The 13,390-nt window shown below is 42.3% G+C and carries 23 protein-coding genes and 1 pseudogene; all 24 read left to right on the top strand.

Translation table 11 applies throughout. The annotated features are described in order from the left end of the window. Positions 1–460 (top strand): hypothetical protein (locus RUW00_RS22475; protein ID WP_315956806.1); only part of this gene is annotated, 460 nt, incomplete at its 5' end. After that, on the top strand, positions 457–669 hold the full coding sequence (locus RUW00_RS22470) for a hypothetical protein (protein WP_048367584.1): 213 nt from the start codon (positions 457–459) through the stop codon (positions 667–669). The genes RUW00_RS22475 and RUW00_RS22470, both read left to right, overlap by 4 nt. A gap of 23 nt (positions 670–692) precedes the next feature. Continuing rightward, a complete protein-coding gene (locus tag RUW00_RS22465) occupies positions 693–1,148 on the top strand; it encodes a sigma-70 family RNA polymerase sigma factor (RefSeq protein ID WP_048367585.1) in 456 nt (151 codons plus the stop codon). A gap of 267 nt (positions 1,149–1,415) precedes the next feature. Next, positions 1,416–1,760, top strand: coding sequence for a hypothetical protein (locus RUW00_RS22460; RefSeq protein ID WP_048367587.1), 345 nt, complete (start codon positions 1,416–1,418; stop codon positions 1,758–1,760). 245 nt (positions 1,761–2,005) lie between these two features. Further along, positions 2,006–2,518, top strand: a complete 513-nt coding sequence (locus RUW00_RS22455; protein ID WP_048367589.1) for a sigma factor-like helix-turn-helix DNA-binding protein — start codon at positions 2,006–2,008, stop codon at positions 2,516–2,518. 192 nt (positions 2,519–2,710) lie between these two features. Then, positions 2,711–3,358, top strand: a complete 648-nt coding sequence (locus RUW00_RS22450; protein WP_053075461.1) for a terminase small subunit — start codon at positions 2,711–2,713, stop codon at positions 3,356–3,358. Continuing rightward, positions 3,339–4,616, top strand: a complete 1,278-nt coding sequence (locus RUW00_RS22445) for a PBSX family phage terminase large subunit (RefSeq protein WP_048367592.1) — start codon at positions 3,339–3,341, stop codon at positions 4,614–4,616. Before RUW00_RS22450 ends, RUW00_RS22445 begins: the two co-directional genes overlap by 20 nt. Positions 4,617–4,628: 12 nt before the next feature. After that, positions 4,629–6,140, top strand: a complete 1,512-nt coding sequence (locus tag RUW00_RS22440; protein ID WP_048367595.1) for a phage portal protein — start codon at positions 4,629–4,631, stop codon at positions 6,138–6,140. After that, complete coding sequence (locus RUW00_RS22435) at positions 6,140–7,255, top strand: phage minor capsid protein (protein WP_315956805.1); 1,116 nt, start codon at positions 6,140–6,142, stop codon at positions 7,253–7,255. The genes RUW00_RS22440 and RUW00_RS22435 overlap by 1 nt, the downstream gene beginning before the upstream one ends. Positions 7,256–7,269: 14 nt before the next feature. Next, a complete protein-coding gene (locus RUW00_RS22430) occupies positions 7,270–7,410 on the top strand; it encodes a hypothetical protein (protein ID WP_155641728.1) in 141 nt (46 codons plus the stop codon). Positions 7,411–7,488: 78 nt separating this feature from the next. Further along, on the top strand, positions 7,489–8,127 hold the full coding sequence (locus tag RUW00_RS22425; protein ID WP_048367600.1) for a hypothetical protein: 639 nt from the start codon (positions 7,489–7,491) through the stop codon (positions 8,125–8,127). A 12-nt stretch (positions 8,128–8,139) separates the two neighbouring features. Then, entirely contained in the window at positions 8,140–9,042 is a 903-nt protein-coding gene (locus RUW00_RS22420) for a hypothetical protein (protein ID WP_048367602.1), read from the top strand. After that, complete coding sequence (locus tag RUW00_RS22415) at positions 8,987–9,298, top strand: fibronectin type III domain-containing protein (protein WP_254661901.1); 312 nt, start codon at positions 8,987–8,989, stop codon at positions 9,296–9,298. Before RUW00_RS22420 ends, RUW00_RS22415 begins: the two co-directional genes overlap by 56 nt. A 12-nt stretch (positions 9,299–9,310) precedes the next feature. Beyond that, on the top strand, positions 9,311–9,574 hold the full coding sequence (locus tag RUW00_RS22410) for a hypothetical protein (protein ID WP_048367511.1): 264 nt from the start codon (positions 9,311–9,313) through the stop codon (positions 9,572–9,574). Positions 9,575–9,589: 15 nt separating this feature from the next. Further along, a complete protein-coding gene (locus RUW00_RS22405) occupies positions 9,590–9,991 on the top strand; it encodes a head-tail connector protein (RefSeq protein ID WP_048367513.1) in 402 nt (133 codons plus the stop codon). Continuing rightward, positions 9,984–10,322, top strand: coding sequence for a putative minor capsid protein (locus RUW00_RS22400; protein ID WP_048367515.1), 339 nt, complete (start codon positions 9,984–9,986; stop codon positions 10,320–10,322). Before RUW00_RS22405 ends, RUW00_RS22400 begins: the two co-directional genes overlap by 8 nt. Continuing rightward, on the top strand, positions 10,319–10,666 hold the full coding sequence (locus RUW00_RS22395; RefSeq protein WP_048367517.1) for a minor capsid protein: 348 nt from the start codon (positions 10,319–10,321) through the stop codon (positions 10,664–10,666). The genes RUW00_RS22400 and RUW00_RS22395 overlap by 4 nt, the downstream gene beginning before the upstream one ends. A 9-nt stretch (positions 10,667–10,675) precedes the next feature. After that, on the top strand, positions 10,676–11,065 hold the full coding sequence (locus tag RUW00_RS22390; protein WP_048367519.1) for a minor capsid protein: 390 nt from the start codon (positions 10,676–10,678) through the stop codon (positions 11,063–11,065). Between the two features lie 12 nt (positions 11,066–11,077). After that, positions 11,078–11,539 carry a phage tail tube protein gene (locus RUW00_RS22385; protein WP_048367521.1) on the top strand — a complete coding sequence of 154 codons (462 nt, stop codon included), beginning with the start codon at positions 11,078–11,080 and terminating at the stop codon, positions 11,537–11,539. Continuing rightward, positions 11,529–11,795 carry a fibronectin type III domain-containing protein gene (locus tag RUW00_RS22380; RefSeq protein WP_082141624.1) on the top strand — a complete coding sequence of 89 codons (267 nt, stop codon included), beginning with the start codon at positions 11,529–11,531 and terminating at the stop codon, positions 11,793–11,795. The genes RUW00_RS22385 and RUW00_RS22380 overlap by 11 nt, the downstream gene beginning before the upstream one ends. 10 nt (positions 11,796–11,805) lie before the next feature. Beyond that, a pseudogene (locus RUW00_RS23085) lies at positions 11,806–12,015 on the top strand (fibronectin type III domain-containing protein); the annotation flags it as partial. Beyond that, positions 12,004–12,291, top strand: coding sequence for a fibronectin type III domain-containing protein (locus RUW00_RS22375; RefSeq protein WP_048367523.1), 288 nt, complete (start codon positions 12,004–12,006; stop codon positions 12,289–12,291). The pseudogene RUW00_RS23085 and the gene RUW00_RS22375, both read left to right, overlap by 12 nt. A 56-nt stretch (positions 12,292–12,347) precedes the next feature. Beyond that, positions 12,348–12,737 (top strand): hypothetical protein, encoded by a 390-nt coding sequence (locus RUW00_RS22370; protein WP_048367525.1) that lies wholly within the window; start codon positions 12,348–12,350, stop codon positions 12,735–12,737. Positions 12,738–12,744: 7 nt separating this feature from the next. Further along, on the top strand, positions 12,745–13,389 hold the full coding sequence (locus RUW00_RS22365) for a Gp15 family bacteriophage protein (RefSeq protein ID WP_048367526.1): 645 nt from the start codon (positions 12,745–12,747) through the stop codon (positions 13,387–13,389). Position 13,390: the final 1 nt, after the last annotated feature.

The following is a 13,390-nucleotide window of genomic DNA, read 5'->3' as shown; positions in this document are numbered from 1 at the left end:
GCTGACAGTGTGTATTCTTGATCAGATAGGATTCACCAAGGAACAATATAAAAATTTGTATGAACAGGGTTATTCGGATGCGGAAATGGCGGAAGAGCAGCTATACTGTTCACCGAGAGTCCTAACCCATTGGAAGAGGAAAAACAATCTTGATGAAGAGTATCCCGACATTCATTATTTCAGCCGTGAAGAGTGGCAAGAACGAAAAGATAAGGGGATGAAAGAATACGAGATTGCAAAGGAATTTGGTTTTAAATATATGTGGGAGTATAACGATCATAGAAACTCATTGGGGATACCATTGCAAAACAAAAAAATTGAACGCACGCCGGAGCTTTTAGCGGAAATAAAATCATACTTGAAAAAAGGGTATAAACAAAAGGACATTGCAAAAAAATTAAGCGTGAAGATGTCTGTTACTACGCTAGGGCTCATTATAAGAGAGGAAAATCTTAAATGACACAAAATCCGATTATTAACAATCTATATAAGAAAATAGAAGCGCAGCAGGCAAAGGGAATGAAAAAGTATGGGACGGAAATTAAGACCGATTCTCACAGTTTAAAAGAATGGCTGCAGCACGCTTTAGAAGAAACTCTGGATAAAGCAGTTTACCTGGAGACTGCCATCCAAAAAATTGAGGAAGCCGAGAAAGGCCAAAGCATCTAAGACAGAAAGGCGGATAAGATCCTATGAAACGAGAAAGAATAGACAAAAAAAGAGCTATTGAAAACTATTTGAGACATTATAATTCTTACAAAGTCGGTATTGCGAACATACAACAACAGTTAGATTGGATTTTGCCAAGCGTTACCGCAGTATATTCGGCAGATGCAGGATCGTCCGGAACATTCAACATCAAGAGCAAGGTTGAGGATACGGTTTTAGATCGTCTTGAAAGTAGACAGGCGTTGGATCTCAAAGAGGATATGGAAATGTATAAATTGATAGTAAATTCAATAGATCGAGCGATCAGCAGACTGGAAAAGAACGAACGCACTTTTGTGGAGGAACGTTATTTTAAACTTAAACCAATGATACAAGTGGCTGCAGTCATGGGATACCACGAAAAACATGTGCATAGGATCAGAAATATCGTAATTGATAAGCTAATGATCGGATTATCAAATATACTCAAATTGGATTAAGATTATATTTTTTGTCTGGATGTCTCCTTAAAAGATACTTTTTTGTTACTTTATCGTTACTTTTTACTCTTTAAGGTGTGCTATTATGTTATCAGGAAGTCTTACAGGGCTTCCGATCTTGCGGCGGTGGAAAAATTCCATAATGGTTTATCCCCTTTCTCTTTGATGTTCATCTGTCAAAGTATTGCCTTTTTTTAGATCACTGTTTCCCCCGACAGTGATCTTTTTTAGTGGAAAGGGACAACAAATTAAAAGGAGTGATGCAGAATGGCATCAGGATATGGCGTAAGCGCAAATCCAACAAAGCAGCACCATGTTTTAGGCAAAGACAAAGTGGTTAAGGTTGCTGTCAAAAATGACAATGACTACATTGCAGGCCCTAACTTGTCCCTGCAGCGGAAGGAAAACGGCAAGTGGAAAACGTTAGACGGCAATTCTCCAAACCCATTAAAGCCGGATCAACACGACGTTGACGAGTGGGGCATTAAAGAAATGTTCGATAACAAGAAAGGAACGTACCGTTTCAAAGCAGACGTGGAGCGTTACGATTCAAAAGGTAATCACGTCAGAACGGAAGGTACATTCTATACTGGCGAATTCTACATTGAATAGAAAACAATATTGTTATCAATAACAACCACAATAACAATAATAATCATAATATCAATCATATTATTGTTATTGTGATCATGTGGTGGTGTCACGTTCGTATGGGTGACACAAGCGGTTAAGTGAAAGGGTCAAGGGCCGCGCCTGATTGTGGGAGTCAGGTTTTATGATTCAATCACATATCATTTCCGGAAGAGCGGCACTGCTAATGAGCGGGGTCGCTTTTTTGTGTTAAGGAGGGAAAAGACATGAGAGATTTATTAATCAGTTACATGAAGACATTGGATGATACAAGGTATCTCTTTGAAAAGATTAAAGCGGAAGTAGAAAAAAATCCGTCGTCAAAACGAGCAAACGATTTAAAGACGATCAGGAGAATCATTTCAGATCTTGAATGGACAATTGGGTTTATCGAAAAAGGAAGGCAGCCAGGGTTGCGCCGTTCAATCAACAGGCAGAGCGAATGGAGACGATTGTTGATTCAAGATCCTGAAAAAATGGCCCTTATGTATTCTGATAAGCATTCAGTGCGGCCGAATGCGGGCAACGGTGTAACCGAAGAAGAAGAAGGGCTAATCAGGGAATATCTTTCTGTTTTGACAGATCGGGAGAAAGAAATCTATGTCATGCATGAAGGAGAAAAATTTTCATATGAAAGGATCGCGGCCATGCTTGGAGTGGCGAAGAGTACAGTTCAGACGACAGTACGCAGGGCACGAGTCAAAATATCGAAACGTCTCCATATGAATAAAGGGGCGTAATGAGGGCGGATAATATGAAACTATCAACATACGCACGAATAAAGCAGGAAGAAGCAAGAGAAAAGGCCTTGCAAGAAGCGAAAGACAACCACAAATGCAGAAAGTGCGTGTGGGGGTCATTCTCAGGAAACAAATACGTTTGTATGTTCAATAAATGCATTAAGAAGAGTTGATGGAGGTGGTGATGATGTAATGAGCAAATTAACGCCTAAACGAAAGAGATTCGTTGATGAATATCTAATAGACTTAAATGCAACACAAGCATATATAAGGGCAGGATATAAGGTGAAAAGCGAGGCGGTGGCCGCGGTTGAGAGTCATAAGCTCCTAAGAAACCCTAAGATTGAAAAAGCCATTTCTGAGGCCATGGAGAGGCGGTCGCAGCGCACCAATATAACAGCGGATAGGGTTTTGGAGCAGTTGGCAAAATTCGCTTTTGCTGATATTAAATCATTAATGACATGGAATGAAGAGACAGGGCGCGTCAAGCTGCGCGATCCTGAAGACATAGACGGTACGATCATAACCGAATTGACGCAAACCGTTACAGAAGTTCCGTACGGTGACGAAACGGCCGACAAGATCACAACGAGAATAAAGCGTGGTGATCCCCTGAAGGCTCTTGAAATGATCGGCAAGCATTTAGGTATGTTTGATCCGAAGAATGCCCATATAGACGAAATGAGCAAGGCGCAGATAGAAAAAATGAAAGCTGAAACCGAGCTGACAAAAGAGCGCATTAAGTTGTTGAAAGGCGACAAAGGCGACACGGCACTAATCTCAAACATTGCGGATCTATTCAATTCGCTACAAAAAGGGAATGCGGACGATGGAAATTAACTTTTCTGAAAAGCAAGCGGATGTTATTTCACGCCCCTTTGATCATACCCTTGAGGCCAACGAAGGCACGCCGCGTTCAGGGAAAACGACAGCGGGACATTTTCGTTATGCGCTCTATTTGTCGTTGACGCCGGACGAAAATCATTTGATCGTCGCTTATAACCAGGAACAAGCGTACAGGCTTTTCATAGACGGGGACGGGACGGGCCTCAAACACCAATTCGGCAGCCTTGCCAAAGTGAAACATGATGAATTAGGCGATCATTTAGAGGTTCAGACGCCCGCAGGGATAAAGAAAGTCTATTACAAGGGCGGCGGTAAGGTTGATAGCGTTAAGGCGATTACGGGGATGTCGTTAGGCTCAGTGGTGTTCTGTGAAATCAATCTTTTGCACATGGATATGATTCAGGAATGCTTCCGGCGGACATTTGCTGCCAGGATGCGCTACCATCTTGCCGATTTAAACCCGCCTGCCCCGAATCACCCTGTTATTAAAGATGTGTTTCACGTTCAGAACACAAGATGGCAGCACTGGACGATTCACGACAACCCTATTTTGACTGACGACAGGAAACAAGAGATATACGACACGCTGAAGAAAAATCCGTATCTCTTTAAGCGAGATTGGGAAGGGAAGCGGGTCAATCCGCAGGGCGTTATATATGGAATGCTTGACCTTGAGGCGCACACAGAAAGGGCATTGCTTGGCAAGCCTTACGAAATGTATTTTACAGCTGACGGCGGCCAGTCTGACGCGACAAGTGTCTCATGTAATATCGTCACCCGTTATGAAGATGAATTCCGCCTAAACCGTGTCGCTCATTATTACCATTCCGGCGCGGATACGGGGCAAGTAAAGGCTATGAGTGTATACGCAAGGGAGATCAATGAGTTTGTAAAACACTGCACCGAAAAGTATCAGATGCAGTATAGAGATTTTTTTGTTGATCCGGCGTGTAAGTCGCTACGTGAAGAGCTGCACCTTATTGGCATTGATACGTCCAGGGCTGACAATAACGCCAAAGACATTAAGGGCAGCTCAAAAGGCATTGAAGTCGGAATCGAGCGGGCGCAGAACGTCATAACAAAAGGCATGTTCAGATTAGTTGATGATGAAAAATATGATCATTACCATTTCATAAAAGAAAGCGGCTTATATTGCCGTGACGACAACGGTAAGCCGATTGATAAAGATAACCACAGCATGGACGAATTCAGGTATAGCGTAAATTACTTTTATAAAGTGTATGTAAAATAGGGCGGTGAAACGATGTTCAAAAGCCTAATAGCCAAGATAAAGGCGGTGATGCAAAAAATGGGAATAATCAAAAATATTAAGTCAATATCGGACATTAAGGCACTTCCGGTCAATGATGAATTTTATAATTTGATTGAAACTGTATGGTTGCCGTTATATAAAGGGCACTTGGAAAAATATAAAGGTGAGCCATTTCATGCAGTCTCTTATATGACAATTGAGAAAGGGCGACGCACCCGGCGAATGGATTCATTGAATATGCCAAAAGTTGCAAGCGAAGAAATGGCAAGCCTTATCTTCAATGAAAAATGTGCAATCAATGTTTCTGATAAGAATCTTTTCGAGAAAATAAATGATGTTTTTGAATACAACAATTTTTATAGACAGTTTCAGACACATTTAGAATATATGTTCGCTCTCGGAGGAATGGGGTTAAAAGCATATATCGAGGAAGATCGGAATAAGCAAAAAAAAATAAAGATAGGCTATGTCACTGCGGATTGTTTTATCCCTATAGCCCATTCGAATGACGAGATAACGGAAGGTGTGTTCTTAACTGTAACCCGAAAAGGGAACAAGTGGATGACGTTGCTTGAATGGCATCAGTGGGACGGCGCGGTATATGTAATAAAAAATCAACTATTTCAATCAGACAATAGCGAGGAGATCGGAACGGAAGTCCCATTGAAGCTCATATACCCTGGTTTGGAAAAAGAAACAAGAATAAAAGGCCTTTCCCGTCCTTTGTTTGTCTATATAAAACCGAACGTAGCAAATAACTTTGATTTACAGAGCCCGTTAGGAATATCACTGTTCGCAAATGCGATTGACACAATCAAAGCTCTTGATACAGCTTTTGACAGCTATAACCGTGAATTTAGAATAGGGAAAAGGCGCATCATTGTTCCGCATACAGCAATTAGGACAATTGTTAACCGAGACACCGGAGAAATCAACCGTTATTTTGATGCTAATGACGAGGCATACGAGGCCTTAAATATGGAGGATGTAGACGGCCAAAAGATTGTCGATAACACAATTGAATTAAGAATAGAAGAGCATGTGAAGGCAATACAATCCCTATTAGATGTTTTTGCTATGCAAATAGGATTTAGCCCTGGCGTGTTTTCTTTCGACGGCCAAGGGGTTAAAACAGCAACCGAAGTTGTAAGCGAAAATAGCAAGACTTTTAAAACAAAAAACAGCCATGAAACTATTGTTGAAGAGGGACTAAAAAGCCTCATTACATCCATTTGTGAGGTGGCTATGCTTTACGATGTATTTCCAGTTCCGGATGATTACACAGTAACAATAGATTTTGATGATTCCATTGCTGAGGATCGGGACGCAAACGCCAATTTCTATTTAAAAATCATGAATAATCGTTTGATGCCGAGATATGTCGCCCTTATGCGTATTCTTAAAATGACTGAAGAACAGGCAAAAAACATGATACAGGCAGTAAATGAGGAACAAGCAAATGAAATGCCTGACATTGATCAGCTATATAGCGGGGATTCTTAATGGCCAGGATAACGCCTGAACGGGCCGAACAACTATCATGGCCCATTGTTCAATTGTATTCAGCCATTCAAACAGAAATTTTAGAGAATATCGCTGAGTTATTAGCAGACGATCCGGAAGCGTTAGAAGATGATGCTAACGCCTGGTATCTCGATAAGTTAGAACAAATAGGCGGGCTAACACGGGAGAATGTTAAGGTCATATCGCGAAAAAGTAGGTTTTCGGCCAAAGTCATCAGAGAAATATTAACTGGTGTCGGATTTGAAGGAATAGAACCGAATGAAATTATACTCAAAAGAGCATTGGATCAGGGCAAGGCGTTTTATCAGGCTCGGCCTGTCGAACATGATCCGGCAATATGGACAATATTAGATGCATTTGAGAAGCAGGCGCATGATACTTTTAACATGATTAATTCAACCATGCTTAAAGAGTCAGAACAGATATACCGCGACATAATCACAAGGACAACGGCCGAAGTATTAGCGGGTACGAAAACTTCACAACAGGCCTTACGGGACACAATGAAGCAATGGGCGGCAAAGGGGATACCTGTTCTGAAAACGGCTAATGGCGGCCGTAGATATGCTGAAGGGTATGCTTATACCGTCATTCGCACCATCGGAAACAACGTGACAAACGAAATGCAAGAAGCGCGCTTTACGAGTTATGGCGTTGATCTTGTGGAAATTAGTTCACATTCGGGAGCCCGGCCGAAATGCGCCCCGTTTCAGGGGAAGATATTTAGCAGAAGCGGCAATGATCCCCGATACCCTGCGCTATCAAGTACGACCATGGGTGAACCTGATGGTTTATTTGGAATTAACTGCGGCCATGTTAAATACCCCTACATTCCAGGTATTTCACAACAGCGTTACCATCCTGTTAATGCCGAGCGGAACGAAAAAGCATACAAAGACAGCCAAAAACAGAGGGCGCTTGAGCGCAATATAAGGGACAACAAAAGAGAGCTTGCAGCATTTGAGAAAATGCATGATGAAATTGGAGCGAAACGAGCGCGCAGGAAGGTTTTAGACGGGCAGGCAAGGTTAAGGGCCTTCCTGGAAGAAACGGGCCGCACACGGCGACGAGAGCGCGAACAAATTTACAATTAAGGAGCAGCAAAATTATGTTTATTTCCAAAAAAAAATATGATGCCCTGGTTTCTGAAATAGAAGATTTAAAGAGAGCCATTAATTATCTAATTGCAGAAGCAGAAGTTGAAAAAGAGAAACCGTCAGAAGAAAAGCCTTCCGTCTATTTAGGATAAGGCTTTTTTTATTGCCCGTTTATCTGTAGTGGGCGTTAAAGAAAACAGAAGTACATTACCCGATTGGGAGGTTTTAACATGGGACAGAAACCAAAATTTTTGCGCCTAAACATACAATTCTTTTCAGATTCTACAAACAGCGGCGCTGATGATCAAAACACCGATCCGGCGGCGAATCCGGAAGATAGTCAATCAAGCAGCGGGGGAAACACGCAGCAAACTTCACAAGAGGACACCAAGGTTTTCAAGCAAGAAGAGGTAAACAACATTGCGGCCAAAGAAGCGAAAAAAGCACAAGAAAAATTACTCAAGCAACTCGGCGTTTCAGACTTCAAAAGCGCCAAAGAAGGCCTGGACAGACTTAAAGAGATCCAGGATTCGCAAAAAACGGAAGCTGAAAAACAGGCCGAGCTTTTAAAAGAATTTGAGACTAATAACCAAACACTCACAAGCGAAAACGAAACGCTTAAAGCGCAGATTTCAGCAATGAAAGCGGGCGTAAAAGCTGATTCGGTCGCAGATGTGGTCACATTGGCTCAAAATCTTTTGTCTGATGATACGGACATGGCCGCAGCCATTCAAAAGGTTGTTGAAAAATATCCGCATTTTGCAGAGCAGGACCAGGAGGAAACAGAAAAGCCGCGTTTTACAAACGGCCAACATCAAAAGCAATCACCGACCGAGTTAGACGCTTGGACGGCTGCGTTTAAAAAATAGGAGGTAACTAATATGCCAAACACAAACTATGCCGAGCTTTACGCACAAGGATTACAACAGCGATTCGCACAAGGATTATACTTTTCAGAGCTTTACAACACGCCAAACAATACACGTATTAAATGGATAAATGCAAAAACAATTCAAATCCCACGCATTGATGTAACGGGGATGACCGATTACAACCGTAATGAGATCGGCACATTTTCACGTCAGGTGGACAATAGTTGGGAAACTAAAACGCTTGCCCATGACCGTGAATTCCGTACCCTGGTTGATCCGGTAGATATTGACGAAACAAACATGGCCGTCAGCATCGCGAATATTACAAAGACCTTTAATGACGAGCAAAAGATCCCGGAAATGGATAAGTACATGGCCTCAAAGCTATATTCTGAGTTTCAACAATACGGCGGCAAACCTGAAACGACAAAAATAGATGAAAGCAATGCTCTTGGCGTCTTTGATGAATTGATGCTGCAAATGGACGAGGCCGAAGTACCGTTGGAAGGCCGCATTTTATATGTTTCTGCTCCTGTTTATACGGATCTTAAAAACGCTGACAAAATTTCACGTTCTCTATCTGTAACAAACAATAACGGCAATATCAGCCGCGGCATTCGTTCACTGGATGAAGTCATCGTAAAACCTGTCCCTTCTTCACGAATGAAAACAGTTTATGACTTCACCCAAGGGGCGGTAGTCGATAAATCAGCAGTACAAATTAATATGATTCTTATTCATCCTGATTCTATGCTTTCGCCGCAGCGCTATGAATTTGTATCAGTTGATGAACCGAGCGCGAAAACAGGCGGGAAATACCTGTACTTTGAGCGGAAATACTGGGATGTATTTGCCATTGAACGGAGAGTCCCTGGCATGGTGTTTAACGTTTCAAAACCTGATACGCCCTAATGCGCCCCGAAATCTATCGTACACGGCGACAGCAGACAGCGTTACCGTGAAATGGGATGCGGTAGACGGGGCGACATCATACAACGTATACAGAGGTGCTGACAAACGCCTGGATAAGAGCGTGACAAAACCGACACACACAATCACCGGATTAAGTGCAGATACACAATTGACTGTTAATGTAACAGCCGTTGGCCCTGGTGGAGAATCTCAAATGTCAGAGATCGTCACCAAAACACAAGCAGCGGCAGAATAAGGAGGGATTATGATGGCAAGAGTGAAAAAGCTAAACCGTGTCTTGACCGTTTCAGATGAACGCGTAAGCGGCTATCTAAGGGACGGATATGATCAGATCGACGAAACCGGAAATATCCTGAAAAGAGCCACGGGCGGCCGCACAGTGCCAGTCAGTGAGCACAATAAAGCGTTGGACAAGATCGAAGCGCTTGAAGAAGAATTGAAAGCAGCACAAAAAGCTCTCGAAAAGGCTCAGAAAGAGTTAAAAACCAAAAAAGACAGCAAAAAGGAATAGAAAAGAGGGGTGAACATGCCTTATATCACTCCGGAATATTACAACAATGTCTATACAGGGGCTGCGGCCCCTGATTCTTCCGAATTAGAAAAATATATAAACCGGGCCACGGACATTATCGACCAAATTACAAATTACAAGCTTTATGGACAGAAATTGGAGAAATTCCCCCCTTTAATTCAAGATTTGATTATGAAAGCGACGGCGGCGCAAGTTGAGTTTTATGTAATGAAGGGCGGAGACGCGGCAATTAACGCCGGATCAGATGAAATGGATAGTGTAAGTGTTGGCTCATTTAGCTACAGCAAAGGCGGGAACAGAAGTGAAGGTAATCAGGCGGCCCGCGTCAGCCCTTCTGTTCTTTCTTATTTAGCTCATACGGGCCTGTTATATCGTGGGGTGTCCGTTCATGGCTAAACCAATACCTATTAATCTCCTGGTCCATACAATTGATTATGAGGAATATAGCGATCAATCTAATGGATGGGGTGACGGGTTTGCGCCTTCCCTGACTATTGAAAATGTCAGAGTAGAGCCCGTAACAGCAGTTATGAGAAGTAACGCCCGAAATGATATAGAGGGTGAGGCTATTATCTTTATTGATCGTTTAAATTCAAAACCGTTTAAGCGGCCGGAAGAGAAGTCCATCGTAACATTTGAAGGGCGTAAGTATGAAATTCAGCGGGTCAGATCCTTATATGATGAAAATCCAAAAACGCCCCATCATTACGAGGTGGAAATAAAATGAGACTGAACATTCGGATCGAAATGGGAAATGTTTCGCGCAGGATAAATCAATTTAATAGGGAAGGACAATTCTTGCTCTCTTCTGAAGTCCTGAAAGACGCTAATTATTACGCGCCCCAGGATACATCAAATCTGATTCGTAGTTCTCAGCGAAGTTCAGATTTTGAGAAAGGTAAGCTGATTTGGGACACGCCTTACGCCAAAAAGCTTTATTATAATCCTCAGTATAATTTCTCAAAAGACAGGAATCCCAACGCCCGCGGGTTATGGTTTGAAGCGGCAAAATCTATCTTTCTCCGGCGTTGGTTAACCTTGCTTGAAGAGTTGAGAAATAGATCTATATAGGTGATGCAGATGGATTTTTTTGATCGGATGAAAGAGTATATCGAAAACAACATTTCGCTTTTTCAAAATCCTTTAAGTGTCGGCGGATTAGTGAAGGACAATGACATTTCTATATCGGCCATACCTGGTCCGCCGTCCAAAAAAAACATGGCCATGGAGAGAGGATATACATTCCCGTTTCAGATATTAGTGCGCCATCGTAGCCAGGAGAAATCATATAAAACGTGTCAGCAAATATCAGACCACTTAGACCAATTAATAAATGGGGCTATCGTTAGCCATGACGGGTCTTTTGAGTTCGTGACATGCAATATGTATACATCTCCTAATATCGTCGAGACGACCCCAAAAGGGGCTATATATACGGCCATGTTTCAAGCGGAGATTTATTTAAAATAAGGAGTGAATTAAATGGCACAAAATCAAAAAGAAGGCCTATTAATCCAGTCGTCACACAAATTTTTTATTGATACAACGCCTGAAGCAGAAAAGCCAACATGGACAAGGTTGGCAAAAGGATTTAATTCCTTTGATCCGCAGATGAATGAAAATATCGCGCAGGATAATTATTTAGATGGCGGCGGCCTTGGTACAAGTACAGTCATGGGCGGTCAGTTAACAGTTGCGTTTGAGGGCCACCGTTATTATGGTGATCCGGCTCAAGATTGGATCTTTTCGAAATTTATTAAGATCGGAAATGAGCGGGAAACTAGCATGCGATGGGAGCAGCCGGATGGCGTTACATTAGAAGGGACGATCACTGTCGCCGTTACCGGAGGACCAAGCGGTGAAGCTGCCGGAAAAGGTGAAGTGAGCGTGGAAATTCATTTCAATGGCACGCCAAGAGAAACAATAGGTTCAGATACGCCCTAATGCGCCCCAAAATCTACGGTACACAGCTACAGCCAATACCGTTACAGTGGAATGGGATGCCGTAGAAGGGGCGGACTCATACAAAATATATAGAGGTGCAGATCAAAAATTCGCACAGGAAGTCACAGAAACAAAATATACAGCGAATGAATTGGCTGCAGACACACAACTTACAATAAACGTTACGGCCGTTAATTCTCAAGGTGAATCACCAAAAACTGAAATTGTAACGAGAACACAAAAAGAGACGCCCTGACGCGCCCGCAAACGTTTCAGTCTCTAGCATAACAGACGACGAAGCCAAACTTGCTTGGGATGCTGCAGAGCGGGCAAATTACTATTTAATTTATATCAGCGGGCTTGCAGATCCGATCAAAGCAACGGAAACATCTTACGTTCTATCTACTGCAGGCGCAACGCATTATACTGTCAGGGTTTCGGCCGTAAATGATGGCGGAGAGTCATTGAAATCAAAAGCGGTAGAATTCGTCACGCCACCAAAAGCGCCGGAAAACTTCCAGTATCAGGACTTGAAGAACAAATCAGTTAAATTAACATGGGATACTGTTTCGGGCGCTCAGAAATACCGTGTTTACAGATTTAGCGTGAAAATAGCCGAGGTAAGTAATCCGAGTTGGAGCACTACTTATTTAACGCCAGGAACAGCCTATAATTTTTTTGTAACGGCCGTTGGCGAAGGCGGAGAATCAAAACAGAGTAACTGGATCTACTTCACAGCACCAAAAGAATAACAAAAAAGATAGAGTGTTAGCGGCTGCTAACACTCTTTTTTAAAGGGGATGAAAAAATGACAGTAATCAAGGTTAATTTAGAAGAAACTGTACAAGAATTTGAAATAGGCGGGAAAGTATATAGGCTTGCTTATGATGATGAAAGCCTGGGAAGATATTTACGGAGAATGAGAGCTTTTTATCGGTCTTCCGTGGATGCTACCAACAAAAAATTTGACGAAATGACAGAAGCAGAGCAGGACGAAATGACGGCAAAGGCGTTAAAAGAAGCAGAAGAAATAATGGACACATTTTTCGGCGAGGGATCTTTTCATCCGATTTATGAAGCCTGCGGGAAATCCATGCAAAACCTATATAATGTCATCGAAGCCGTGGGAGAGTTCTTGGAGGATAAAGCAAGCAAGGTCAAAGCAGAAAAGCGCGCATCCTATGTGAATAGAAAGTGATACCTTTATGAAGTTAACTGACAGCTTTAAAGACATAATCACATTTGAAGGGCAGCATATAAAAGTCAAGCTATCTTTCGATGTTGTGTTAAAGGCCTTCGAATTATTGGAAGATGACTACTTTTCCGATGCGGAGAAATGGGAAATGTTGGCTGAAATGTTTGTCGCTAATCCGGCAGATATAAGAGGGCTGTGTCTCTCAGAGAAAGTCACATTTGCAAACGCAGTCTTTGACTACCTAATTGCGGAAAGGACAGAAAAACCCTCGGAGAATTCCGATGACATCGAAGATTATAGCTATTCCGATGAACCATATTATGATTTTACCCAAGACGCGGACTACATCTACGCGTCTTTTTTGTTTGATTACAATATTGATCTAATTGAACAACAAGGGAAGCTACATTGGAAAAAGTTTAAAGCCCTATTGAACGGTTTGAGCGAAAAAACAAAATTCCGCGAAGTCGTGAATATACGAATGCGCGAGTTACCAAAAGACAAAGAAGAGCGCAGGCGGTTAGAAAAGCTAAAACGCTTGTACGCCCTAAAAGAAAAACCGCAAAACGAAGCAAGAATTAAGAAAAAGGTTGAAGCGCTTGACCGAAAAATGAACGACTTAGCGGCAGCATTGCGGAATAAAGGAGGGCGTTAAT

It is taken from the genome of Bacillus sp. IS1, assembly GCF_032461585.1.
Taxonomy (GTDB): domain Bacteria; phylum Bacillota; class Bacilli; order Bacillales; family Bacillaceae; genus Bacillus; species Bacillus velezensis.
The sequence above is the reverse complement of the archived record's forward strand: the minus strand, read 5'-3'. Positions and strand labels throughout refer to the sequence as shown.

Coding starts and splice junctions, on each gene's coding strand:
- RUW00_RS22420 (WP_048367602.1), top strand. CDS start 8,140: ATGCCAAACACAAACTATGCCGAGCTTTACGCACAAGGATTACAACAG.
- RUW00_RS22400 (WP_048367515.1), top strand. CDS start 9,984: ATGGCTAAACCAATACCTATTAATCTCCTGGTCCATACAATTGATTAT.
- RUW00_RS22455 (WP_048367589.1), top strand. CDS start 2,006: ATGAGAGATTTATTAATCAGTTACATGAAGACATTGGATGATACAAGG.
- RUW00_RS22460 (WP_048367587.1), top strand. CDS start 1,416: ATGGCATCAGGATATGGCGTAAGCGCAAATCCAACAAAGCAGCACCAT.
- RUW00_RS22385 (WP_048367521.1), top strand. CDS start 11,078: ATGGCACAAAATCAAAAAGAAGGCCTATTAATCCAGTCGTCACACAAA.
- RUW00_RS22470 (WP_048367584.1), top strand. CDS start 457: ATGACACAAAATCCGATTATTAACAATCTATATAAGAAAATAGAAGCG.
- RUW00_RS22450 (WP_053075461.1), top strand. CDS start 2,711: ATGAGCAAATTAACGCCTAAACGAAAGAGATTCGTTGATGAATATCTA.
- RUW00_RS22445 (WP_048367592.1), top strand. CDS start 3,339: ATGCGGACGATGGAAATTAACTTTTCTGAAAAGCAAGCGGATGTTATT.
- RUW00_RS22405 (WP_048367513.1), top strand. CDS start 9,590: ATGCCTTATATCACTCCGGAATATTACAACAATGTCTATACAGGGGCT.
- RUW00_RS22425 (WP_048367600.1), top strand. CDS start 7,489: ATGGGACAGAAACCAAAATTTTTGCGCCTAAACATACAATTCTTTTCA.
- RUW00_RS22440 (WP_048367595.1), top strand. CDS start 4,629: ATGTTCAAAAGCCTAATAGCCAAGATAAAGGCGGTGATGCAAAAAATG.
- RUW00_RS22370 (WP_048367525.1), top strand. CDS start 12,348: ATGACAGTAATCAAGGTTAATTTAGAAGAAACTGTACAAGAATTTGAA.
- RUW00_RS22430 (WP_155641728.1), top strand. CDS start 7,270: ATGTTTATTTCCAAAAAAAAATATGATGCCCTGGTTTCTGAAATAGAA.
- RUW00_RS22395 (WP_048367517.1), top strand. CDS start 10,319: ATGAGACTGAACATTCGGATCGAAATGGGAAATGTTTCGCGCAGGATA.
- RUW00_RS22390 (WP_048367519.1), top strand. CDS start 10,676: ATGGATTTTTTTGATCGGATGAAAGAGTATATCGAAAACAACATTTCG.
- RUW00_RS22465 (WP_048367585.1), top strand. CDS start 693: ATGAAACGAGAAAGAATAGACAAAAAAAGAGCTATTGAAAACTATTTG.
- RUW00_RS22410 (WP_048367511.1), top strand. CDS start 9,311: ATGGCAAGAGTGAAAAAGCTAAACCGTGTCTTGACCGTTTCAGATGAA.
- RUW00_RS22365 (WP_048367526.1), top strand. CDS start 12,745: ATGAAGTTAACTGACAGCTTTAAAGACATAATCACATTTGAAGGGCAG.
- RUW00_RS22435 (WP_315956805.1), top strand. CDS start 6,140: ATGGCCAGGATAACGCCTGAACGGGCCGAACAACTATCATGGCCCATT.